Origin of the sequence: Saccharopolyspora spinosa NRRL 18395 (assembly GCF_000194155.1) — a bacterium.
Classification (GTDB): Bacteria; Actinomycetota; Actinomycetes; order Mycobacteriales; family Pseudonocardiaceae; genus Saccharopolyspora; species Saccharopolyspora spinosa.
Genome location: NZ_GL877880.1, coordinates 265,269 through 286,043, shown reverse-complemented (window position 1 = coordinate 286,043; position 20,775 = coordinate 265,269). Strand labels below are relative to the sequence as shown.

Sequence of the window (20,775 nt, the reverse complement as noted above, 5' to 3'; positions counted from 1 at the left end):
CCTCCCACGTGGGTGTGACGCGCACCGGAGCGGACGATGACTTCGCCGCCGACGACGTTCATTCGTTCGGACCAACGCCAATGGTGCACCTGCCGAGTCGTGGTTGATGCCGGGACCCACGAAATCGTGCACCTTCGAACACGAACCCGAGCGAGGTTTGTGCAATTCTGCACAGTGGCGAGTGCCACTCCGCGAATCCGGGCAATACATGGTCAACCGTGCATCCCGGGCGGTCCGGCGGAGGGTGAATTCGGGATCCTCCCGGCGGCTGGGCGGCGGGCACGGCGTGCCGAGATCGGCGTACACGCGAGTGGGCCGGTACCACGGTTCGCTTGGCCAGAACCCTCCGATCGAGTCCCGTTGCGAGGTCCGCGGCCACGGCCTGCGACGGCTGCCGCCACCGGGATTGACCCGCCTGATCGGACTATCCGGGGCGGCATCGGGCGTGAGGTGGCGCTGACCATCGAAGCGTCGGGGCATCGAGCCCCTTCGAAGGGGAACACGATCACGGGAAACGGCGTCGGGCGGGCTGCCGTCGCCGCCGCGTTCGCGGATCCGTGGGGCGCCGCACGACGGCCGACTTGCAGTGATCCCCGGTGTCGCGGGCCGGAACCCTCCCCCGGCCCGCGACACCCCGCGGTGGACTTAGCGGAGCTGACCGAGGATCTGGCTGTGGGTGCCCCACCGGACCTGGAGGTTCTGCGTCTCCATGTTCTCGAAGGAGTAGGCCCGCCGATGAACAGCGGCACCTCGGCGAGTGGGCGGCGGCCGCTCAGAATGATCGGTGACTGGAACGGCCGTCAGGGGTGATCTTGGCGGCCGTTCTGCTGCGTTACGAACGTGTCGCGCCCCGTCACCACGATCAGTCGACCCTGTTTTCGCAGTTCAAGCACTGCCCGCTGCACAGTCACCCGCGCCACCCCGCACAGCTGTGCAAGCTCCACGTTGCTCGGGAGAGGGCTACCCGGCGACAGGTCCCCGGCGTCCATCTGCGATTCCAGGTCCGCCGCGACCTGCACCCACAGGCTCACCGGTGCGTCACCGCTTGATGCGGCGGACACACCACCACCGGCTCACCAGCACGCGGACGACGCCCCCCAGCCCTACGGATCGCGTTGCAACGTCGCCCGCACGTCGGACGGCCGATACCGATGCGCCGGACGCACATTCTGCGGGTCAAACGGATCATCACCCCGTGACATCGGCGTCACGTGATCCATGTCTTTCTCTGTGTGGTTGTTACCGTAATAAGCCGTCTGGAGGTAACAAATGTAGCTCGGGGGGCTGACGGATCGGTCGTGATACGTGACGGCGCCGCTTCGGCGGGTACCGAAGGGGCGCCTTCACACGGTGCGTGGTCTAGGGGCGTCAGAACGGCAGTTGGTTCGCCGACACCACCGAGCACGTCACGTTGCCAGACTGCTTGCCGTTGAGCATGATCACGGATTCTTGCGTGGTTTTCTGGCCGGGCTGGAGCTTCGACGAGTACACCGGGCCTTCGCCGAGTCGGGAGCCGTCGGCGGCGTCCGCGGCGATGGTGGCGGTGTAGGACGCCAGGTCCTTGCTGCTGTTGACGATCTCCACCTGCGCCTTGACGCTCGGGAAGTACGGGTTGGAGTCGACCTTGCACGAAGTGACCTTGACGTCGGCGAGGGCGTTTCCGTCGGCCACGCCAGGAACGCCTGTTGGTGCGGCCTCTCCGGCCGGAACCGTGGGCGGCTTAGGGAGTTCCGACACCGACGACGCGAACGAGCCGAGCCATGCGACGCAGATGATCAGGGCGACGGCGCTGGTGGCGATACCGGTGATCGCCATGCCCTTGTGGGAGCGCAGCCCGATGATCCCGAAGATCAGGCCGAGCGGGGCGAGTACCCACGCGATGACGCCGATGAGCGGAATCAGGCTGAACAGCAGGGCGCAGAGGCCGAGCACGAGCCCAGTGATGGCCAGCCCGGCGCCGCGCTTGGGCGGGGATGCTGGCTGGTAAATGGGCTGCTGCGTTGTCATGGATACTCCGTTTTTCTGTTGTGGCTTGGTTGGACCAGCGATCCATGTATCGCCGAATGGGCGGGTTTGGTTGCCGTCCATTCGGGTGAACTGGGGCACGATATTGCGGACGTATAGGGGTGAACGGAAACGCGCCCTCGGTTTGAGGACCGGGGGCGCATATTGGTGAGTTCAGCTGCGGGGCGTCAGATGGTGACTTGGTGGGTGCCGTACCCATACCAGCCGGATGGCTGCACGTCGACGGTCCATGTCGGCTGCTCGGCGCGTAGGGCTTCGATTTCGGCGCGCCAGTCGGTGGTCATGCCCTAGGGGGCAGGCGAGCACGCGCAATTGGGGGTTGAGCCACGTGGACGGGTGGTCGGTCCAGCCGTGGCCGATTCCCTCGTCGCATTCGCGGCCTACGGCAAGGCGAATTGTTCGGCCTCGGTCTCGAAGACTTCGACACCGACGAGCAGGTGCTCTGGGTCCGTCGGCAGGTCAAGAAGCTCGGCGCGCACTATGTGTTCGCGCTGCCGAAGAACGACCGGGAACGCACCGTTTCCCTACCCATATAGGCGGCACAGACCGTCCGCGTGCACACAGCCAGGGCACCCGCCGCGGCCCTACTCCCTGCCGTGGGAGAAGCCAGAGGGCAAGCTGCGCACGGTCAACCTGCTGTTCCGCTGGACCGATGAACTGCACATCCGAGCCCGCGGCTACAACGAACTCGTGTGGAAACCAGCCCTGTCCGCAGTGGGTGTCATTCCGAAGCCGGTCAAAGGCAAGCGCGGCCGGAAGCGGTACGCCACCGATCGGGAGTCCGGCATGCACGCGCTGCGGCACTTCTACGCGAGCGTGACGCTCGCAGATTGCGTGAACATCAAGGAATTAGGCGAATACCTCGGTCACCACGATCCGGGCTTCACGTTGCGGACCTACGCGCACATGCTGCTGTCCTCGCACGAGCGAGCTCGGCGGGCGATCGACGCGCGGATGTTCCGCCCGAGGGCCGTTTCGGGCGCCTCGGACGGAACATAGACGGAACAGAGGTGTTCGGGTTAGGCGATGTGGCGGCCTGAAATGGCCCTGGCCACCACCAGCTGCTGGATCTGCTCGGTGCCTTCGAAGATGTCGTAGATCTTGGCGTCCCGGTGCATCCGTTCCACCGGGAACTCCCGGGTGTAGCCGTTGCCGCCGAGGATCTGGATCGCCCGCTCGGTTGCCCAGGTCGCCACCCGGCCCGCCTTTAGCTTCGACATCGAGCCCTCGCCCGCGGTGAAGCCGCCGTTGCGGCCCAGCCACGCCGCCCGCCACACCAGCAGCCGAGCGGCGTCGATCTCCATCCGCATGTCGGCCAGGGTAAACGCGATCGACTGGTTCTCGATGATCGGCCGCCCGAAGGTCTCCCGTTGCTGCGCGTACTCCAGGGCGGTCTCGTAGGCCGCCCGCGCGATGCCGACGGCCTGCGCGCCGACGGTCGGGCGGGACAGCTCGAAGGTTTTCATCGCCGCCTGCGCGCTGGACTTGCCGCCCTCGCGGGCGCGGGCCAGCCGCTCGTCCAGCTTCTCCTTGCCGCCCAGCAGGCAGGTGCCGGGCACCCGCGCGTCGTCCAGGAACACGTCGGCGGTGTGCGAGGCGCGCAGCCCGTGCTTGCGGATCTTGCTCGGCGACTCCAGGCCCTTGGTGCCCGGCGGCACCACGAACGCGGCCTGGCCGCGGGACCCCAGCACGGGGTCGACGACCGCCTGCACGACGTGCACGTTCGCGATGCCGCCGTTGGTCGCCCACGCCTTCTGGCCGTTGAGCACCCACTCGTCGGTGGCCTCGTCGTACACCGCGCGGGTGCGCATCGCCGCGACGTCGGAACCGGCGCCGGGCTCCGACGAGCAGAACGCCGCGACCTTCGGGTCGTCCGCGTCGCCGTAGCACTGCGGCACCCACTCGGCCACCTGGTCGGGCGTGCCTGCGGCGAAGATCCCGGCGACGGCGAGGGTGGTGCCGAAGATCGCCATGCCGATGCCGCCATCGCCCCAGAACAGCTCCTCGTTGGCGATCGGTAGCGACAGACCGGTGTCGTCGGCCCAGAACGTGGCGAGCGTTTCGAAGCTGTAGAGCCCGATCTTCGCCGCCTCCTGGATGATCGGCCAGGGGGTTTCCTCGCGCTCGTCCCATTCGCGCGCGGCGGGGCGGATGGTCTGCTCGGCGAAGCCGTGTACCCAGTCGCGCAGCTCCTGCTGTTCATCGCTCAGTTCCAGGGAAAAAGTCATCGCCGTCCTGTCAGTGGTCATCGTTGAAGCGCGCCGTCCCGCGAAACCGGTTCGGGGACAAGCACTCAGGCCTTGGGGATTTGGAAGAGCTTCGCCAGTCCTGCGGCGAAGCCGAGGTCCCCGGCGACCTTCAACTTTCCCTTCATGAACAGCATGGGCGCCGAGGCGTTGCCGGAGGCCAGCTTCAGGAATTCGGCAGGAGGAGTCGTGATCGTCACCGTGGGCTCGTGCTGCGAGTCCTTGCTGACGGTGCACTTGCCGTCGGCGAGCACGCACTCGTAGCGCAGCAGGTCCTCGTCGCTGCCGATGCGCCACCGCACCACGGCCTCGGTCGAGTTCGCTTTCTCGGACTTGTAGTGCTCGCCCATCCGCCGGAACACCTCGTCGAGGATGCGTTCGCGGAGTTCGGGGCGGGCCACCACGGCTTCGAGCTGCTTGTCGGAGGCGCGTGAGATCAGCCGCGCGAACTGGTCCGGTCGCAGCGCGCTCAGGTCCACCGGGGCGCCGCTGCTGGCGATCTCGGCGGCGGCTTCGAATAGCGCGACGAACTCGTCCTTGCCGACCTTCTTGGGGTCGACCTCGCCGAGGGTCGTGATCGGGTCGATCTCGGGTTGGGCCATCAATGCAACCTCCATTACCTACTCGTGAGTAAGTCTACGTTCGAGTAGGTTCGAAGGCAAGTGGGCGCAATCGATCTGATCTGATCTAGCCTGGCCGAAAAGGCCAGCGTAAGAGGTGAGATGGTCGATCGTCAGGACAACGGCCGCCCCCGGTCGCGGCGCCTGCCGCGGGCGGTTCGCGAGCGGCAGATCCTGGACGCCGCGGTCGAGGTGTTCGCCACGCGCGGCTTCCACACCGCCTCGATGGATGAGATCGCCGAGGTCGCCGGCATCTCCAAGCCGATGCTCTACGCCTACCTGGGCGCCAAGGACGAGCTCTTCGTCGCCTGCATCCGGCGTGAGGCCAACCGGCTGATCGACGCGATCAGCGTGGCGGTGGAAGCCGGGTTGAGTCCGGCCGAACAGCTGTGGCGCGGCCTGCGGGTGTTCTTCGAGTACGTCAGCCGCAACCAGGCGGGCTGGGCGGTGCTGCACCGGCAGGTCAACCAGGGCGAGCCTTCCGTCTCGGAGCTGGTGGAGTGGCGGCAGCGGGCGACGAGCGTGATCGCCGCGCTGCTGGCGCAGGCGACCGAGGAATCGGCGCAGCCGATGCAGCCCGAGCAGACCGAGCCGTTCGCGGTGGCCCTGGTCGGGGCCTGCGAGTCGCTCGTCGAGTGGTGGTTCCAGCACCCCGAGCACACCGCCGACGGGATGGCGATGCGCCTGATGAACATGGTCTGGATGGGCTTCAGCGATCTCGTCGAAGGCCGCTCCTGGACACCGGACCAGTGACCGTCCGCAATTTCCATTGCGCGTTTTCCAGTCGCCTTTTGCGTTGCGGTGCGGGTGGCGGAACCTCAGCGGCGTCGGTTGCGACGGCAGGCCAAGGCTGCCTACGCCGCTTGCGGCAGCCCGGTGGGGCTTTCAGCGTCGCGGCTGCGGATCGGCCACGACGAAGGACGCTCAATGGAAACCAGTGCCCTGGCTTCGATTGAGAACTTGGAAGTTGTCCACCGCATTCGGCGTGTCGGGGGACGACACGCCGAAGGGGCGCAATTTCCATTGAAATTGCGGTGACCTAGGGTCAGCGCACGGAGCCCAGCAGGTGGGGCTTGCCGGAGCGGGCATGCAGGGCGAATCCCCAGCCGGAGTCCTGCCGGCGCATCGTGAAGTCCACTGTGGACGGCAGCAGTAGCGGTGTGCGGAACTCGACGTCCACCTCGTACGCGTCCGGCAGCCGCTCGGCGAACGCCGCCAGGCAGCGGGCCTTCGACCACATGCCGTGTGCAATCGCCCGAGGGAAGCCGAACGCCTTTGCCGCCAACGGGTGCAGGTGGATCGGGTTGCGGTCACCGGAAACGGCCGCGTACCGCCGCCCGGTGCCGCCGGGCACCCGCCAGGTCGCCGTCGGCTCCCAGGCCGCGCCGAGCCCCGGCGGCTCCGACGCCTCTCCGCGCTGCTCGCCGGCGGCTGCGCCGCGGCGCAGGTAGGTGCTGATCTCCCGCCACACCACCTCGCCGCCTGCGGCGGTCTCGGTGATCACGTCGAACTGCCGGCCTTTCGGGTGCGGGCGGAGGTCGGCCACGCCGACCCGCTGCGTCAGCGGCTCGGTCGCCAGCAGCGGGCGCTCCTGCCGGATCCTGTTGGCCACGTGCACCAGCCCGACCAGCGGGTACGGGAAACCCGGGTCCGTCATCAGCTGCACCGAAAGCGGGAAGGACAGCACGTGCGGGTAGGTGATCGGCAGTTCGTCGCGCAGCCCGAACCCGCACACATGGTTGTACTCGGCGAGCTGGTCGCGGTCGATCTCGATGTCGCGCCGCAGGTACTCGGTGTCCGGCAGCCGGTCGCCGCGCCGGCTCGGTCCGGTGGCGACGGCCTTGAGGTACAGCGAGGAAAGCTTCGGCGCAGTGCTCAGTTCCGGCATCGCGGGATCCGTTCCGTCGGGGATCGCAACTGGTCAGGCGCCCAGCAGGCTCTGCCCGCAGACCCGGACGACGTTGCCGTTCACCCCGGCCGACGCGGGGTTGGCGAACCAGGCGATGGTCTCCGCGACGTCCACCGGCAGGCCGCCCTGGGACATGCTGTTCATCCGCCGCCCGGCCTCGCGCACGAACAGCGGGATGGCCGCGGTCATCTTGGTCTCGATGAAGCCGGGCGCGACCGCGTTGATGGTGGCCCCGCGACGTGCGGCGGCCCCGGCGGTGGCCTGCACGTGCCCGATCACCCCGGCCTTGGACGCCGCGTAGTTGGCCTGCCCGACGTTGCCCGCGATGCCGCTGATCGAGGCGACGCCGATGATCCGCCCACCGGGGCGCAGCGGGGAGTCCACGGCGAGCAGGCGCTCGTTGATCCGCTCCTGCGCGGTCAGGTTCACCGCGAGCACCGCGTCCCACTGCTGCGGCGTCATCCGGCCGATCGTCTTGTCGCGGGTGATCCCGGCGTTGTGCACGACGACGTCGAGGCCGTCGTGGCGCTGCGCGAAGTGTTCGGCGATCCGGTCGCCGGCGTTTTCGGTGGTGATGTCCAGCTGCAGCGTCGAACCGCCGATGCGGTTGGCGACCTCGGCGAGGTCGCCGCCCTGCGCGGGCACGTCGAGGCAGACCACGTGGGCGCCGTCGCGGGCGAGGGTCTCCGCGATGGCTTCGCCGATGCCCCGTGATGCGCCGGTGACCAGCGCGATCTTGCCGCGCAGCGGGCTTTCCCAGTCGAGCTCGGGGACTTCGGCCGGGCCGACCCGGACCACCTGACCGGACACGTACGCGGACTTCGCGGAGAGCAGGAACCGCAGCGTGGAGCCGAGCGCGTTCTCGGCGCCTTCGGCGACGTAGACCAGTTGCGCGGTCGCGCCGCGCTTGAGTTCCTTGCCCGCGGTGCGTACGAAGCCCTCAAGTGCGCGTTGCGCCGTGTGCGCGCGTGGGTCCTGGTGGGCCTCGGGCGGGGTGCCGAGCACGATCACCCGGCCGCAGCGATCGGTCTGCCGGATCGTCGGGCCGAAGAACTCGTACAGCTCGCGCAGCTGCTCGCTGCTGCCGATGCCGGTCGCGTCGAAGATCAGCGCCGAACAGCGCTCGCGCTCCACGGGCGCGCGGTGGACCTGGGCCCGGACGTCCTTGAGGGTGGCCGCGACCGCGTCACCGAGCCGACCGCCGGGGGCGGCGCCGACCAGTACAGGGCCGTTCACCGTGGGATCGCCGGGGCGGTGGCGCCGCAGCGGCGTCGGCTGGGGCAGGCCGAGCCGCTTGACGACCTGCCGCCCGATCGGGGACAGGGTGAACTGCTGGTACCGGTCGGCCATTGGACACTCCCGCGGGTCTGGGGTGCGAAGTTCGCTCGACGTCTAACCTACCCACGGGTAGGTTAAGGTGCCAGAGACACCGCATCAACTAGGGAGTCAGGTCATGGCCACCGTTCGGCGAGTAGCGATCATCGGCGGCAACCGGATTCCGTTCGGTCGGTCCGGCGGCCCCTACGCCCGCGCGTCCAACCAGGACATGCTCACCGCGGCCCTCGACGGGTTGATCGCGCGGTTCGGGCTGCAGGGCGAACGGCTCGGCGAGTTCGTCGCCGGTGCGGTGCTCAAACACAGCCGCGACTTCAACCTGGCGCGCGAGACCGTTCTGGGCTCCCGGCTCGACCCCCGTACCCCCGCCCACGACGTGCAGATGGCCTGCGCGACGGGGCTGGAGAGCGTCGGCGTCGTGTCGCTGGCGAACAAGATCACCCTCGGCCAGCTCGACGTCGGCATCGCCGGCGGCGTCGACTCGGCCAGCGACGCGCCGATCGCGGTCAACGACGACCTGCGCCGCGTCCTGCTGCGGGCCAACCACGCCAAGTCCGCGGCCGCGCGGCTGAAGACGCTGACCGGGGTCCGGCCCCGGCACCTCGTGCCGGAGATCCCTCGCAACGCCGAACCCCGCACCGGGCTGTCGATGGGCGAGCATGCGGCGAAGACCGCGCTGGCCTGGGAGATCGGCCGCGAGGAGCAGGATGAGCTGGCCGCGCGCAGCCACCAGCGGCTCGCCGCCGCCTACGACCGCGGCTTCTTCGACGACCTGATCACCTCGTACCTGGGCCAGGCGCGGGACCAGAACCTGCGGGCGGACAGCTCGGTGGAGAAGCTCGCCAAGCTGAAGCCGGTGTTCGGCCGCGGCGAGGGCGCGACCATGACGGCCGGAAACTCGACGCCGCTGACCGACGGCGCGTCCACCGTGCTGCTGGCCAGCGAGGAGTGGGCCGCGCAGCGGCGGCTGCCGGTGCTGGCCTACCTCGGCGAGGTGGTGTCCGGCGCGGTCGACCACGTCAGCGGCGACGAAGGCCTGCTGATGGCCCCGGCCTACGCGGTGCCGAAGCTGCTCGACCGGGTCGGTCTGGGGCTGGGCGACTTCGACTTCTACGAGGTGCACGAGGCGTTCGCCTCGCAGGTGCTGGCGACCCTGAAGGCCTGGCAGGACCCCGAGTTCTGCAAGGACCGGCTCGGCCGCGACGAGCCGGTGGGCGAGATCGACCCGGCGAAGCTCAACGTCAACGGCTCGTCCCTGGCGGCGGGCCATCCCTTCGCGGCGACGGGCGGCCGCATCGTCGCGACCCTGGCGAAGCTGCTCGCGGAGAAGGGCTCCGGCCGGGGCCTGATCTCCATCTGCGCGGCGGGCGGTCAGGGCATGACGGCCATCCTCGAACGCTGACCGGCGGCAGACCCGCAAGAGTCCCGTTCCAGCAGCTCAGGTGTTGTGAGTGCGGTCGGGTCGCGTGAGGGGCTGTTCTGGTCGTCTGGAGCGTGGTGGGCGGGCTTAAGCGGCGCAGTTGCTTTGTCCACCCTCGCAACCGGCACCGCGTCCTGAAGGGATAGCGGTGGCCTCGGACAGCGGCTTTCGCCAGGACTCCGTCGCCATGCATGGCCAGATCCTCGGTGCCCGAAGCGGCCGCCGCACCAGTACCGGCCGAAGATCGCAGATCCCCAACCGGCTCGATTCCGGAGTATCGATCGGTATAGCGATTTTCCTAGACGAGCGAATACGCACCGAGTTGCCGGGAACACACCCATCGCGGTTTCTCGCCGAATATCGAATCAGCGCTAGACGACTGGATACAGTCCGAGGAATGGACCCGGTCCGCAACCCCTTCGCCCCCGGCGCCGGACAGCGGCCCCCCGAACTGGCCGGTCGGGATCGCGAGGTCGACGCCTTCGAAGTCGTGCTCGAACGTGTCGCGCGCAGCCGTCCGGAACGCAGTCTCGTGCTCACGGGGTTGCGCGGCGTCGGCAAGACGGTGCTGCTGGGCGAGCTGCGGTCGATGGCGGTCCGGCGCGGCTGGGGCGCGGGCAAGGTGGAGGCCCGCCCCGAGGCCGGATTGCGCCGCCCGCTGTCCGCTGCGCTGCACCGCGCGATCCGCGACCTCGCGGTCCGGCACCGCGCCCCGGACCGCGTCGAAGAAGTGCTCGCCGTCCTGAAGGCGTTCGCGCTGAAGGCCAATCCGGACGGGGCCAAGCTCCGGGACCGCTGGCAACCGGGCATCGACGTGCCCGCCGCCCAGGGCCGGGCCGACTCCGGGGACATCGAGATCGACCTGGTCGAGCTGTTCACCGAGGTCGCCGAGCTGGCCGCGGACGTCGGCACCGGGGTCGCGCTGTTGATCGACGAGATGCAGGACGTGCAGCCCGCCGACGTCTCGGCGTTGTGCGCCGCCTGCCACGAGCTCTCCCAGTCCGGCGCGCCGCTGGTGGTCGTCGGCGCGGGGCTGCCGCACCTGCCTGCCGTGCTGTCGGCGAGCAAGTCCTACTCCGAGCGGCTCTTCCGCTACGTGCGGATCGACCGGCTGGCCCGCTCGGACGCCGACCACGCCGTCGTCGCCCCCATCGAGCGCGAGGAGGCCGAGATCTCCCCGGCAGCCCTGGACGCCCTGTTCACGATCTCCGGCGGCTACCCGTACTTCGTGCAGGCCTACGGCAAGGCGACCTGGGACGCGGCGGTGCGCGCGCAGATCAGCGACGAGGATGTGCGGCTGGCGGCACCGGAGGCGGAGACGGAACTCGCGGTCGGCTTCTTCGGCTCCCGCTACGAGCGGGCCACGCCCGCCGAGCGCGAGTACCTGCGCGCGATGGCGGAGCTCGTCGAGGGTCGCGACGAGCCCGCGCCGACGGCGTCCATCGCGGAGTACCTGGAGCGCCGCCCGTCCTCGTTGTCCCCGGCGCGCGACAGCCTGATCAAGAAGGGCCTGGTGTACTCGGGCGAACGCGGCCTGATCGCGTTCACCGTCCCGCACTTCGGCCGCTACCTGCTCACACAGGAATAGCCCGGAAGAACCGGTTGCGGACCGCGACCGGCGGCTGGGCATGGCACGCCTTTCCGAGAAGTGATCAGCTGCTGCATCGATAAGCCCAGCTCATCCGGCGTTCTACCGGAGATCTCCCCGAGTGGTCGCCCCGGCCTCTACAAGCATCTAGTGCTGTCTAGCGCTGTTGCTAGACGTGCATATAGATATCGATGGGGTCGCTGGTTCAGGTCGACTTGGAGGTGACCTAAGACACACGTGGATGTGTGTGTAACGAGTAGCCGCCGGGCGTCGATATGCAGGATGACCCCGCGGTGCTGTCGGACCCCCGACCTGGCAGCATCGCGGGGCTTTCCAATTCCGGCGCGCCTGCCGGCATCGGGCACTTCGCCCATCCGCACTTGATAACCCGACGGCCCGGGCGTTATTCCCGGGTGCGCCGATGATCCGTCGATCCGCGAAAGGAGTCTCGGGTGCAAATTGCCATCGTCCTGATCGGAGCCCTGGTCCCCACCCTGGCGGCGACCGCCTACTACGTCCGAGACCGAGCCAGCCGGTGATCACCCGCACCACGGCCGCGGTAGCAGCACCGCGACTTGAGCCATGCCCTTCGGCAGTGCCGGACCGGGGTTGCCGCTCACCGGAGCCGCTTCGGCGCGCACGAACAGCGTTCCCACAGTGGCTGACTTCTTCGCAAACCTTGATGACCTGGTTGCCACGTCCACGGTGACGATCGACCGCTGGCGCGGCCATGCCCATCCGCGCTTTCCGGACGTGGTCTACCCCCTGGACTACGGCCACCTCGACAACTCGCGTTCCAGCGACGGCGCCGAAGTCGACGTCTTCGTCGGTACTGCTCGCGGCGCGGGTGTGATCAGTGTTCTGCTGACCGCTGATCCGCGGAAGCGCGATGTCGAGCTCAAGATTCTCTTGGACTGCACACCCGCCGAAGTCGAGCAGGCGCGCCGGTTCTGCTCCGAAGTGCTCGGGACCGGGGGCCATCTAGTGGAACGGGACGACCTCGCGCGCGGAGATCGCAGCCGTCCCGGGAAGTGAGAAGCGACTCGGAACGCCACCCAGTTGGAACAGTTCTCGCAGGTGGTGTTGTTGACTCCGGGCGTGAGTGCTCAGCAGCAGAAACGCCGTGCCCGTGTGCGCGCCCCCGAACTGGTGGGCCGCCAGTGGTTGAACACCGGTGGCAAGGAGCTCCGGCTCGCCGACTTCCGCGGCAAGGTGCTCGTCCTCGACTTCTGGACCTTCTGCTGCATCAACTGCTTGCACGTGCTCGACGAACTCCGGCCTCTGGAGGCCGAGCTCGCCGATGAGGTCGTCATCGTCGGCGTGCACTCGCCGAAGTTCGAGCACGAGGCCGATCCCGATGCGCTGATCGCCGCCGTCGAGCGCTACGCCGTGCACCACCCCGTGCTCGACGACCCGGAGCTGATCACCTGGCAGAACTACGCCGTCAAGGCCTGGCCGACGCTTGTCGTGGTCGACCCGGAGGGCTACGTCGCGCACGTCGCCGCAGGTGAGGGGCACGTCGAGGCGCTGCGCAGCGTGATCACCGAGGTTGTCGCCGAGCACGCGGCCAAGGGCACGCTGCACCGCGGCGACGGCCCGTACGTGCCGCCGGAGGCACCCGCGACGACGCTCCGCTTCCCCGGCAAGGTCATCGCCCTGCCCGGCGGCAACCTGCTCGTCTCCGACTCCGCGAACCACTCGCTGGTGGAGTTCGCCGCCGACGGCGAGACGGTCGTGCGCCGCATCGGCACCGGTCAGCGCGGTCGCGCCGACGGCGTTGCCGCCGAGTTCGCCGAGCCCGCCGGTCTCGCGCTGCTGCCGCAGCGCGTCGCCGAGCAGGTCGGCTACGACGTGGTGGTCGCCGACACCGTCAACCACCTGCTGCGCGGTGTGCGGCTCGTGGACGGCCAGGTCACCACGCTGGCCGGGACCGGCGAGCAGTGGCGCGACGGCTCGGACAGCGGGCCCGCGCTGGAGACGCCGCTGACCAGCCCCTGGGACCTCGCCTGGTGGGAACCGGCCGGCGGTGTCGTGATCGCGATGGCGGGCAACCACACGCTCGGCCTGTTCGACCCGGTCACCGGCGGGGTCCGGCGGTTCGCCGGGACGACGGTCGAGGGCCTGCGCGACGGCGCGGCGGACGAGGCATTCTTCGCCCAGACGTCCGGGCTAGCCGACGGCGGTGACCGGCTCTGGCTGGCCGACTCCGAGACGTCGGCGCTGCGCTGGGTCGAGGCCGCCGACCGGGGCTTCGCGGTGCGGACCGCCGTCGGCACCGGGCTGTTCGACTTCGGCCACGCCGACGGCACCGCCGACAAGGCGTTGTTCCAGCACCCGCTCGGCGTCGCGGTGCTGCCCGACGGTTCGGTCGCGGTTTGCGACACCTACAACGGCGCCGTCCGGCGCTACGAGCCGGCGACCGGCGAGGTTTCCACGCTGGCCACCGATGTCGCGGAGCCGTCTGGTGCGACCGTGGTGGACGGTGAGCTGGTGGTGGTCGCCTCCGCCGCGCACCGCCTCGAGCGGCCGGTGCCGCCCGGCGTCGCGGCCCGCCTCGTCGAGGGGGCGTCGCAGCAGGTCAAGCGGCCCGCCACGGAGATCGGCAGCGGCGGGGTCGAGCTCGCGGTGGTGTTCACGCCGCCGCCGGGCACCAGGCTGGACGAGCGCTACGGGCCGTCGACGCGGCTGGAGATCACCTCGTCGCCGGCTGAGCTGCTGGTCGAAGGCGCTGGCGTGGGCACCGACCTGACCCGCCGCCTGGTGCTGGCCGATGGCATCGAGCAGGGCGTGCTGCACGTGGTGGCGCAGGCCGCCAGCTGCGATGACGACCCGGCGGTTGAGCACCCGGCCTGCCGTCTGACCAGGCAGGACTGGGGCGTGCCGATCAAGATCACCGCCGCCGGGCCGAAGCGGCTGCCCCTGGTGATGGGCGGCCTCGACACCGAGGCGTGAGCGTCCCGCCAAGATCACCGCACCGGGTGTTGACAGGCCCTGCCGAGTACGCCTCGTACTCGGCAGGGCCTTGGTGTTTCCGCTGGTAGATGCCCGTGAGTCGGGTCGGGCGTGACGGCCCCCGAAAGTGCTCACGGGTCCTGAGCAGCGGAGACCGGCGGTACCCACTGGGGGGATTCGCCGTGGTGTGGCCGGGGAAAGTCGTGCAACGGACCGGGCCCTGGCCGGTTGGTCGCCCGGTGGCGGCAAGTAAACTTTTCGGGTGACCGATGCCAAGCTCGAAATCCAGATGCTGCACGACCGGGTCATGGTGCGCATCTCTCCGGAATCCGGGGAACGCCGCAGCAGCGGCGGCATCGTGATTCCGGCGACCGCCCAGGTTGCCAAGCGGCTGCTGTGGGGCGAGGTCTTCGGTGTGGGCAGTCACGTGCGCACGGTGAAGGTCGGCGACCAGGTGCTGTTCAACCCAGACGAGCAGTTCGAGTTCGAGGTCCAGGGCCAGGCGTACCTGGTGATGCGGGAGCGGGACCTGCACGCCGTGGCCAGCGAACGCACCGAACAGGGCACCGGGCTGTACCTGTAGATCGGCGCCCGAGGCGGCAGCGGGCCCGGCTTACCGGTCGTTTCGCTGTGCGTGCGAGGGTGGTCGCCCCTGGGTCGGTGCCCCACCGGCCGCTGACAGTTCCACGTGCCCCACCGCAGGACCGACACGAGAAGGGGAAGCGGTGCCGGAGAACCACGATCAGCCAAGCGGTGCGGAGCCGTCTACCGAGCGGTTCCGCACCGAGCTCGAGCGCTCCACCGGCGGAGCCCAGCCGGAGAGCAGCGTCGAGCAGACCACGCGGATCCCCCTGGTGCAGGCCGACCTGGAAGCGGGCACTCGGCCCAACCTGCCGGCCAACGGCCATAAGCCCGAACTCCCGAAGCCGGAACCGGAGTCCGACGCCGAGCGCACCGCCCAGATCGCGGCGCTGCCCGCGGACTTCCCCGCCTTACCCATCGGCGATACCCAAGCGATCCCGCGGGTTCCCGCCGAACCCAGCGGCTGGAGCGGCGCCCTGCCGTCCGCCTCGCAGCCCACTGAGCCCGACAAGAAGCGGCGCAGCCTGATCCGGGCCGGTGTCGCCGCCGGTGCCGCAGTCGGCGCGTTGACGCTGCTCTACGTCGGCGACCTGGCTTTGACCAGCGGCACCGTGCCGCGTGGCACAGTGGTGGCTGGCGTCGACATCGGCGGCCTGGACGAGGCCGCCGCCGAGACGCAGCTGCGCGAGAAGCTCGGCCCCGGCGTGAACGAGCCCGTCGAGCTGCGGGTCGGCGACCGCGCCACCACGATCAACCCGGAGCAGGCCGGGTTGCAGATGGATCAGCAGGCGGGCAGCCAGCCGCTGAACCCGTTCACCCGGATCGCCTCGCTGTTCACCACGCACGACGTTGCCCCGGTCAGCCACGGCGACCGCGAGCAGCTGGTGCAGGCACTGGAGCAGATCCGGCCGCAGCTGGACCGGGCGCCCACCGAGGGCATCATCCGGTTCGAGGACGCCAAGCCGGTCGCGGTCGACCCGGTCACCGGCCAGGCCATCGACATGCAGGCGGCCACCGACGAGGTGCTCGCCCACTGGGCCGAGGATGGCGCCGTGCGGCTGCCGTACACCGAGCAGCCCGTGAGCACGACCCGCGAAGGCGTGCAGCGGGCGCTGACCGAGGTCGCGCAGCCGGCGGTGGCCGCGCCGGTGACGGTGCGCGGTGAGGGCAAGAACGCGGTCCTCTCGCCGGAGACGATCGGCGCCGCGCTGCGGTTCGAACCGGACGGCGCGGGTGGGCTGAAGTCCAGCGTGGACCTGCCAACCGCGATCGGCGGCGTCGAGCCGCAGCTGGCGGACACGATCAAGCGCAGCAAGGACGCCGAGATCGTCATGGCGGGCGGCGCCCCCGTGGTCCGGCCGTCCGTCGACGGCATCGGCGTCGACTGGAACAAGAGCTTCGAGCGGATCGACGAGGTGCTCCGCCGCCCGCAGGACCGAACCGTGCAGGCGATCTACGTGCACGAGCCGGCCAAGTTCACCACCGACCAGGCCAACCAGATGGGCATCCGCGAGGTGGTCGGCGAGTTCACCACCAACGGGTTCGAGGCCGCATCGGGTGTGAACATCCGGCGGGTCGCCGAGCAGGTCAACGGCGCGATCATCAAGCCGGGCGAGACCTTCAGCCTCAACGGGCACACCGGGCCGCGCGGGATCGCGCAGGGCTACGTCGAGTCCGGGATCATCGAGAACGGCCGGCCGGGCCGGGCCGTCGGCGGCGGCATCACGACGCTCTACAACGCCTCGTACTTCGCGGGCATGCAGAACGTCGAGCACAAGGCGCACAGCTACTACATCAGCCGCTATCCGGCGGGCCGCGAGGCCACCGTGTTCCAGGGCCCCACCGGCGCGAGCATCATCGACGTCAAGTTCAAGAACGTCGCCAAGAGCGGCATCATGATCACCACCCGCTGGACGTCGTCGTCGATCACGGTGACGCTGTGGGGCACCAAGCAGTTCGACGTGACCTCGCAGACCGGCGAACGGACCAATCCCACGGAGCCGCAGGAGAAGGTCGTGCCGCCGGGCGAGCCGTGCAGCCCGAGCAAAGGCACGCCGGGCTTCTCGGTGAACGACACCCGGACCACCAAGGACCTGTCCACCGGGAAGGTGCGCACCGAGACCCAGCACACGGTCTACAACCCGCAACCGATCATCCACTGCGGGGCTCCGCCACCGCCGCCTGGCTGACCAGCGCTCCCGCGTTTCAGCGGGTGGTCTTGACGAGCAGGCCGGGGTGGTCGGTGCCGTCGACCGGGATCGTCTCGGCGTTCTCGAACCGGAACACGTCCATCGCCAGCACGTGCTGCACGCTGCCGTCGTCCTTGCGGTACCAGCCGTCGGGCACGCAGCCCTGCACGTCCGGGTTGCCGCCGGAGACCAGGTTTAGGTCACCGCCGATCACCGATTCGGCGCCGAGGGCGGCCGCGACGCCGGACAGCTCCCGGCACTGCTCGGCCGCGATCCGGCCGTCGGCCGCAGACAGGTGCGTGGTGCACGCGGAGACCTTCGAGTACGGGACGCAGAGCAGCACCCGCTGCTCGTTGCTGCCGTCCTGGGCGGCGTACTGCCGCTCGACCGGTTCGCCGGCGGCCCCGAGGTCGGGGTGCGTCAGGATCGCGATCCCGTAGTCGCCGCGCCAGTCCTTGCAGGTGTACGGGCCGCCGGTGGACTTGTCGCCGACCGGCGTGAACTCCCACAGGTAGCCGGTCTCGCGCGTCATGCGGGTGATGTCCTGCGCGCAGATCTCGTTTAGCGTCACCACGTCCGGCTGGCGCTGCTGGATCAGCGCGATAGCGGAGTTGACCGCCTTGCCCGCCGAGTAGCAGTCGGCGAAGCCGCTGTTGCAGAGGTTGAGCTGGAGCACGTCGAAGGGCTTGGCCGCTGGGGCCTGCGCCTGGGCGACCGGTACGGCGACGGCAGCGAGCACGGTGAGTGCGGCTGCCACCCACATCGCGGCTGATCGTCGCAGGCCGGGAAGCTTCATCGGGACCTCCTCGGGGCTCGCGGCGCCGCGGGCTCGGCACCCCGTCGAAGTCTCCTAACCAGCGAATATCCGCTCCACCGCCGGATGGCGTATTAGCGACTTGTCGACAAATCCACCCGTCTGGATCACGTTCCGTGTACGAGCAGTGATCGTCTGGACGGGCACGCGAACGTCCTCCGGAGCTGGTCGGTGGCTCCCTGTTGACCAGTCGCAGATACCACATGAAACTGAGTGCCACTCGGCAACCGCGGGCGACAACCCGCACGAACAGGGGAGGTTCGGCGGAGTTCCTTTCGCGTTCCCGGTGCTCGGCTGGCAGTTTTCCGATCGTGGGCCGGATCGCGGCTGGGCCTCGGACGAAAACTTGATGTGTTCGCAATATTCAGCATTGGGATTACGTCTGAACGAGTGGCACCATTCGAACACTCGCGTTCTCACCACTAGGAGTGACATCGTGGCGCGTCGCAGAACACTACGAGCGTTGGCTCTGCTGCCCGCTCTCGCCCTGGCCACCGCCGCGGCGGCGGGCTGTGCCGAATCCACCACCGGCGGGGGCGGCACGGCCGGCGGCGGCGTGGAGGTGATCAAGCCCGGGGTGCTCACGACCTGCACGCACATGGACTACAAGCCCTTCCAGTTCCACGACCAGGGCAAGATCGTCGGCTTCGACGTCGACCTCGTCGACGCGATCGCCAAGGACCTGGGGCTGAGGCAGGAGATCGTCGACACCCCGTTCGAGGGCATCCAGTCCGGCGAGGACCTCAACACCCGGCGTTGCGACGTCGCGGCCGCAGCCATGAGCATCACGCCCGCGCGCGAGGAGAACTTCGACTTCTCCGACCCGTACTTCGACGCCACCCAGGCACTGATGACGAGGAAGGGCTCGGGCGTCCACAGCCTCGCGGACCTGCGCGGCAAGAAGCTCGGCGTGCAGCTCGCCACCACCGGCGAGAAGTACGCGAACGACAACAAGGACGCCAACGGCTACGAGGTCGTCCAGTTCGAAGACCTGCCCCTGTCGGTGACCGCGGTGGAGACCGGCCAGGTCGACGCGGCGATCAACGACAACAGCGTCTTCGGCGACTTCGTCAAGACCAACCCCAACGTCGAGATCACCAACGAGTTCACCACCGGCGACCAGTACGGCATCGGCATGGCCACCGGCAACACGGCGCTGAAGGACCGGGTCAACGCGGCGCTGAAGAAGCTCAAGGAGAACGGCGAGTACGACAAGATCTACGAGAAGTGGTTCGGCAAGAAGCCGCAGTGACGGCGAGCGATCGGCCGCAGGCCGCAGCAGGCATCGCCGGACCGCGACCGCGGCCGGCCGCGCCGGACTCCTGCCGATCCGCGTGGCCCGATCGCCGACCGCGATCCGGCCCGCCAGCAGCGGGGCCGGCGGGCGCTCCACCGCCGGCCCCGAACACTGATCAGGAGACTTCATGACAACCGACACCGAGCGGCCCAAGTCGGGGCTGGGCCGACGACAGCGGGCGCGGCTGAACCGCGGCATCCAGTACGCCGTGCTGATCGTGGTCATCGTGGTCGCGGCCGTGGTCGCCGACTGGGGTTCCATCGCTCGCGCGTTCTTCAACGTCGACGTGGCGGTCGCGCAGTTCCCGGGCGTGATCACCACGGCGCTGGTGAACACCATCATCTACACCGCGCTTGGCTTCGGCTTCGGCCTGGGACTGGGCATCCTGCTGGCGTTGATGAAGATGTCGCCGGTCGGGCCGTACCGGTGGATCGCCACCGGCTACATCGAGCTGTTCCGCGGCCTGCCCGCGCTGCTGGTGTTCATCGCGCTGGGCTTCGGCGTGCCGATCGCTTTCCAGCTGCGGTTCGACATCTACTCCACCGCGATGCTCGCGCTCGGCCTGGTCGGCGCGGCCTACATGGCCGAGACCATCCGGGCGGGCGTGCAGGCGGTGCCGCGCGGCCAGATCGAGGCGGCGCGCTCGCTGGGCATGTCGCCGACCCGCACCATGATCACCGTGGTGATGCCGCAGGCGTTCCGGATCATCCTGCCGCCGCTGACCAACGAGCTGATCCTGCTCACCAAGGACTCGTCGCTGATCTACCTGCTCGGCCTGGCCAGCGACCAGTACGAGCTGGCGAAGTTCGGCCGGGCGGCGCTGAACGAGTACGCGTCGCTGACGCCGCTGCTGGTGGCGGGCCTGTGCTATCTGATCATCACGATCCCGCTCTCCCGGGTTTCCGTCTTGCTGGAGCGCAAGTACGGCGGGGTGCGGACGAAGGGGGCCACGGCGTGAGCGACGTGATGATCGACATCTCCGGGCTGGGCAAGTCGTTCGGCTCGTTGGAGGTGCTCCGCGGCGTCGACCTGCAGGTCGAGCGCGGCGAGGTGGTGTGCATCATCGGCCCGTCCGGGTCCGGCAAGTCCACCCTGCTGCGCTGCGTGAACCTGCTGGAGGAGCCGAGCGCGGGCAAGGTCGTGGTGGGCGGCACCGACCTCACCGACCCGGACACCGACCTCGACGGCGCCCGCCGGCACGTCGGCATGGTGTTCCAGCAGTTCAACCTGTTCTCGCACCTGCACGTGCTGGACAACCTGACCGTGGCGCAGCGGAAGGTGCTGGGCCGGGACAGGGTGGCGGCCGAGAAGATCGCGCGGGAGAACCTGGCCCGCGTCGGGCTCCTGGAGAAGGCCGACGCCATGCCGGCCCAGCTCTCCGGCGGTCAGCAGCAGCGGGTCGCGATCGCGCGAGCGCTGTCGATGAACCCGAAGGTGATGCTGTTCGACGAGCCGACCTCGGCGCTGGACCCGGAACTGGTCGGCGATGTGCTCGGCGTGATCCGGGAGCTCGCCGACGAGGGCATGACGATGCTCGTGGTCACCCACGAGATGCAGTTCGCCCGCGAGGTGGCCGACCGGGTGCTGTTCATGGACGGCGGCGGGATCGTCGAGCAGGGGCCGCCCGCCGAGGTCATCGGCGCGCCGAAGGAGGAGCGCACCCGCACCTTCCTGGCCCGCGTCCTCGACCCGACCCACGCCCACCCGACTCCGGAGTGATCCCGCCCGTACCGCACTGCTGCGAACCCCCGGCACCGCCCGAACCAGGGCGGATCGCCGGGGGTTTCACGTGGAACCG

Annotated in this window: 19 protein-coding genes; 12 read left to right on the top strand and 7 right to left on the bottom strand. The window is 69.3% G+C overall.

Annotation, left to right across the window (positions count from 1 at the left end; genetic code table 11):
• Positions 1-800 precede the first annotated feature (800 nt).
• Together SSPN_RS0132000 and SSPN_RS49515 are read right to left on the bottom strand one after the other, a co-directional pair.
• On the bottom strand, positions 801-1,061 hold the full coding sequence (locus tag SSPN_RS0132000; protein ID WP_029535930.1) for a GntR family transcriptional regulator: 261 nt from the start codon (positions 1,059-1,061) through the stop codon (positions 801-803).
• Positions 1,062-1,368: 307 nt separating this feature from the next.
• Positions 1,369-2,007 (bottom strand): DUF4190 domain-containing protein, encoded by a 639-nt coding sequence (locus SSPN_RS49515; RefSeq protein ID WP_010313081.1) that lies wholly within the window; start codon positions 2,005-2,007, stop codon positions 1,369-1,371.
• Between the two features lie 413 nt (positions 2,008-2,420).
• On the opposite strand from SSPN_RS49515, the gene SSPN_RS57195 reads away from it, so the two are divergent.
• Positions 2,421-2,561: a hypothetical protein gene (locus SSPN_RS57195; protein ID WP_010313079.1), complete on the top strand. Its 141-nt coding sequence runs from the start codon at positions 2,421-2,423 to the stop codon at positions 2,559-2,561.
• A 154-nt stretch (positions 2,562-2,715) separates the two neighbouring features.
• Positions 2,716-3,024 carry a site-specific integrase gene (locus tag SSPN_RS60700; RefSeq protein WP_143539435.1) on the top strand — a complete coding sequence of 103 codons (309 nt, stop codon included), beginning with the start codon at positions 2,716-2,718 and terminating at the stop codon, positions 3,022-3,024.
• 20 nt (positions 3,025-3,044) lie between these two features.
• Here the strand turns inward: SSPN_RS60700 and SSPN_RS0131975 are convergent, their stop codons facing one another.
• Entirely contained in the window at positions 3,045-4,253 is a 1,209-nt protein-coding gene (locus tag SSPN_RS0131975) for an acyl-CoA dehydrogenase family protein (RefSeq protein WP_010313070.1), read from the bottom strand.
• A 65-nt stretch (positions 4,254-4,318) separates the two neighbouring features.
• On the bottom strand, positions 4,319-4,873 hold the full coding sequence (locus tag SSPN_RS0131970; protein WP_101377162.1) for an SCP2 sterol-binding domain-containing protein: 555 nt from the start codon (positions 4,871-4,873) through the stop codon (positions 4,319-4,321).
• A gap of 120 nt (positions 4,874-4,993) precedes the next feature.
• Here SSPN_RS0131970 and SSPN_RS0131965 point away from each other — a divergent pair, with 120 nt between their 5' ends.
• Positions 4,994-5,644 (top strand): TetR/AcrR family transcriptional regulator, encoded by a 651-nt coding sequence (locus SSPN_RS0131965; protein ID WP_010313067.1) that lies wholly within the window; start codon positions 4,994-4,996, stop codon positions 5,642-5,644.
• Between the two features lie 292 nt (positions 5,645-5,936).
• Here SSPN_RS0131965 and SSPN_RS0131960 read toward each other — a convergent pair whose 3' ends face one another.
• Both SSPN_RS0131960 and SSPN_RS0131955 read right to left on the bottom strand, forming a co-directional pair.
• Positions 5,937-6,779, bottom strand: a complete 843-nt coding sequence (locus SSPN_RS0131960; protein WP_010313065.1) for a MaoC/PaaZ C-terminal domain-containing protein — start codon at positions 6,777-6,779, stop codon at positions 5,937-5,939.
• 33 nt (positions 6,780-6,812) lie between these two features.
• Entirely contained in the window at positions 6,813-8,150 is a 1,338-nt protein-coding gene (locus tag SSPN_RS0131955; protein ID WP_010313063.1) for a 3-oxoacyl-ACP reductase, read from the bottom strand.
• A 103-nt stretch (positions 8,151-8,253) separates the two neighbouring features.
• On the opposite strand from SSPN_RS0131955, the gene SSPN_RS0131950 reads away from it, so the two are divergent.
• From SSPN_RS0131950 to SSPN_RS0131915, 6 genes are all read left to right on the top strand, one after another.
• Entirely contained in the window at positions 8,254-9,537 is a 1,284-nt protein-coding gene (locus SSPN_RS0131950; protein WP_010313061.1) for an acetyl-CoA C-acetyltransferase, read from the top strand.
• A 415-nt stretch (positions 9,538-9,952) separates the two neighbouring features.
• Entirely contained in the window at positions 9,953-11,143 is a 1,191-nt protein-coding gene (locus SSPN_RS0131945) for an ATP-binding protein (protein ID WP_010313060.1), read from the top strand.
• Positions 11,144-11,800: 657 nt separating this feature from the next.
• Positions 11,801-12,178 (top strand): inorganic pyrophosphatase, encoded by a 378-nt coding sequence (locus SSPN_RS0131930; RefSeq protein WP_010313058.1) that lies wholly within the window; start codon positions 11,801-11,803, stop codon positions 12,176-12,178.
• Between the two features lie 63 nt (positions 12,179-12,241).
• Positions 12,242-14,095 carry an NHL domain-containing thioredoxin family protein gene (locus SSPN_RS0131925; protein ID WP_029535929.1) on the top strand — a complete coding sequence of 618 codons (1,854 nt, stop codon included), beginning with the start codon at positions 12,242-12,244 and terminating at the stop codon, positions 14,093-14,095.
• A 262-nt stretch (positions 14,096-14,357) separates the two neighbouring features.
• Positions 14,358-14,678, top strand: a complete 321-nt coding sequence (locus SSPN_RS0131920; protein WP_010313054.1) for a GroES family chaperonin — start codon at positions 14,358-14,360, stop codon at positions 14,676-14,678.
• Between the two features lie 142 nt (positions 14,679-14,820).
• Positions 14,821-16,866 (top strand): VanW family protein, encoded by a 2,046-nt coding sequence (locus SSPN_RS0131915; protein WP_010313052.1) that lies wholly within the window; start codon positions 14,821-14,823, stop codon positions 16,864-16,866.
• A gap of 16 nt (positions 16,867-16,882) precedes the next feature.
• Here SSPN_RS0131915 and SSPN_RS0131910 read toward each other — a convergent pair whose 3' ends face one another.
• A complete protein-coding gene (locus SSPN_RS0131910) occupies positions 16,883-17,662 on the bottom strand; it encodes an endonuclease/exonuclease/phosphatase family protein (protein ID WP_010313050.1) in 780 nt (259 codons plus the stop codon).
• A 454-nt stretch (positions 17,663-18,116) separates the two neighbouring features.
• Here SSPN_RS0131910 and SSPN_RS0131905 point away from each other — a divergent pair, with 454 nt between their 5' ends.
• The 3 genes from SSPN_RS0131905 to SSPN_RS0131895 all read left to right on the top strand — a co-directional run bounded on the left by SSPN_RS0131905 (position 18,117) and on the right by SSPN_RS0131895 (position 20,696).
• Positions 18,117-18,932 carry an ABC transporter substrate-binding protein gene (locus SSPN_RS0131905; protein ID WP_029535928.1) on the top strand — a complete coding sequence of 272 codons (816 nt, stop codon included), beginning with the start codon at positions 18,117-18,119 and terminating at the stop codon, positions 18,930-18,932.
• Between the two features lie 172 nt (positions 18,933-19,104).
• The gene (locus SSPN_RS0131900; RefSeq protein ID WP_010313041.1) at positions 19,105-19,935 is read left to right on the top strand and encodes an amino acid ABC transporter permease; all 831 of its coding nucleotides are present in this window, start codon (positions 19,105-19,107) and stop codon (positions 19,933-19,935) included.
• An 8-nt stretch (positions 19,936-19,943) separates the two neighbouring features.
• Positions 19,944-20,696 (top strand): amino acid ABC transporter ATP-binding protein, encoded by a 753-nt coding sequence (locus tag SSPN_RS0131895; protein WP_170121630.1) that lies wholly within the window; start codon positions 19,944-19,946, stop codon positions 20,694-20,696.
• The last annotated feature ends 79 nt before the right edge of the window (positions 20,697-20,775 follow it).

Bases quoted from the DNA above. Each gene is read 5' to 3' on its own strand.
- SSPN_RS49515 (WP_010313081.1), bottom strand. From the start codon at position 2,007: ATGACAACGCAGCAGCCCATTTACCAGCCAGCATCCCCGCCCAAGCGC.
- SSPN_RS0131975 (WP_010313070.1), bottom strand. From the start codon at position 4,253: ATGACTTTTTCCCTGGAACTGAGCGATGAACAGCAGGAGCTGCGCGAC.
- SSPN_RS0131970 (WP_101377162.1), bottom strand. From the start codon at position 4,873: ATGGCCCAACCCGAGATCGACCCGATCACGACCCTCGGCGAGGTCGAC.
- SSPN_RS0131965 (WP_010313067.1), top strand. From the start codon at position 4,994: ATGGTCGATCGTCAGGACAACGGCCGCCCCCGGTCGCGGCGCCTGCCG.
- SSPN_RS0131960 (WP_010313065.1), bottom strand. From the start codon at position 6,779: ATGCCGGAACTGAGCACTGCGCCGAAGCTTTCCTCGCTGTACCTCAAG.
- SSPN_RS0131955 (WP_010313063.1), bottom strand. From the start codon at position 8,150: ATGGCCGACCGGTACCAGCAGTTCACCCTGTCCCCGATCGGGCGGCAG.
- SSPN_RS0131950 (WP_010313061.1), top strand. From the start codon at position 8,254: ATGGCCACCGTTCGGCGAGTAGCGATCATCGGCGGCAACCGGATTCCG.
- SSPN_RS0131945 (WP_010313060.1), top strand. From the start codon at position 9,953: ATGGACCCGGTCCGCAACCCCTTCGCCCCCGGCGCCGGACAGCGGCCC.
- SSPN_RS0131910 (WP_010313050.1), bottom strand. From the start codon at position 17,662: ATGAAGCTTCCCGGCCTGCGACGATCAGCCGCGATGTGGGTGGCAGCC.
- SSPN_RS0131900 (WP_010313041.1), top strand. From the start codon at position 19,105: ATGACAACCGACACCGAGCGGCCCAAGTCGGGGCTGGGCCGACGACAG.
- SSPN_RS0131895 (WP_170121630.1), top strand. From the start codon at position 19,944: ATGATCGACATCTCCGGGCTGGGCAAGTCGTTCGGCTCGTTGGAGGTG.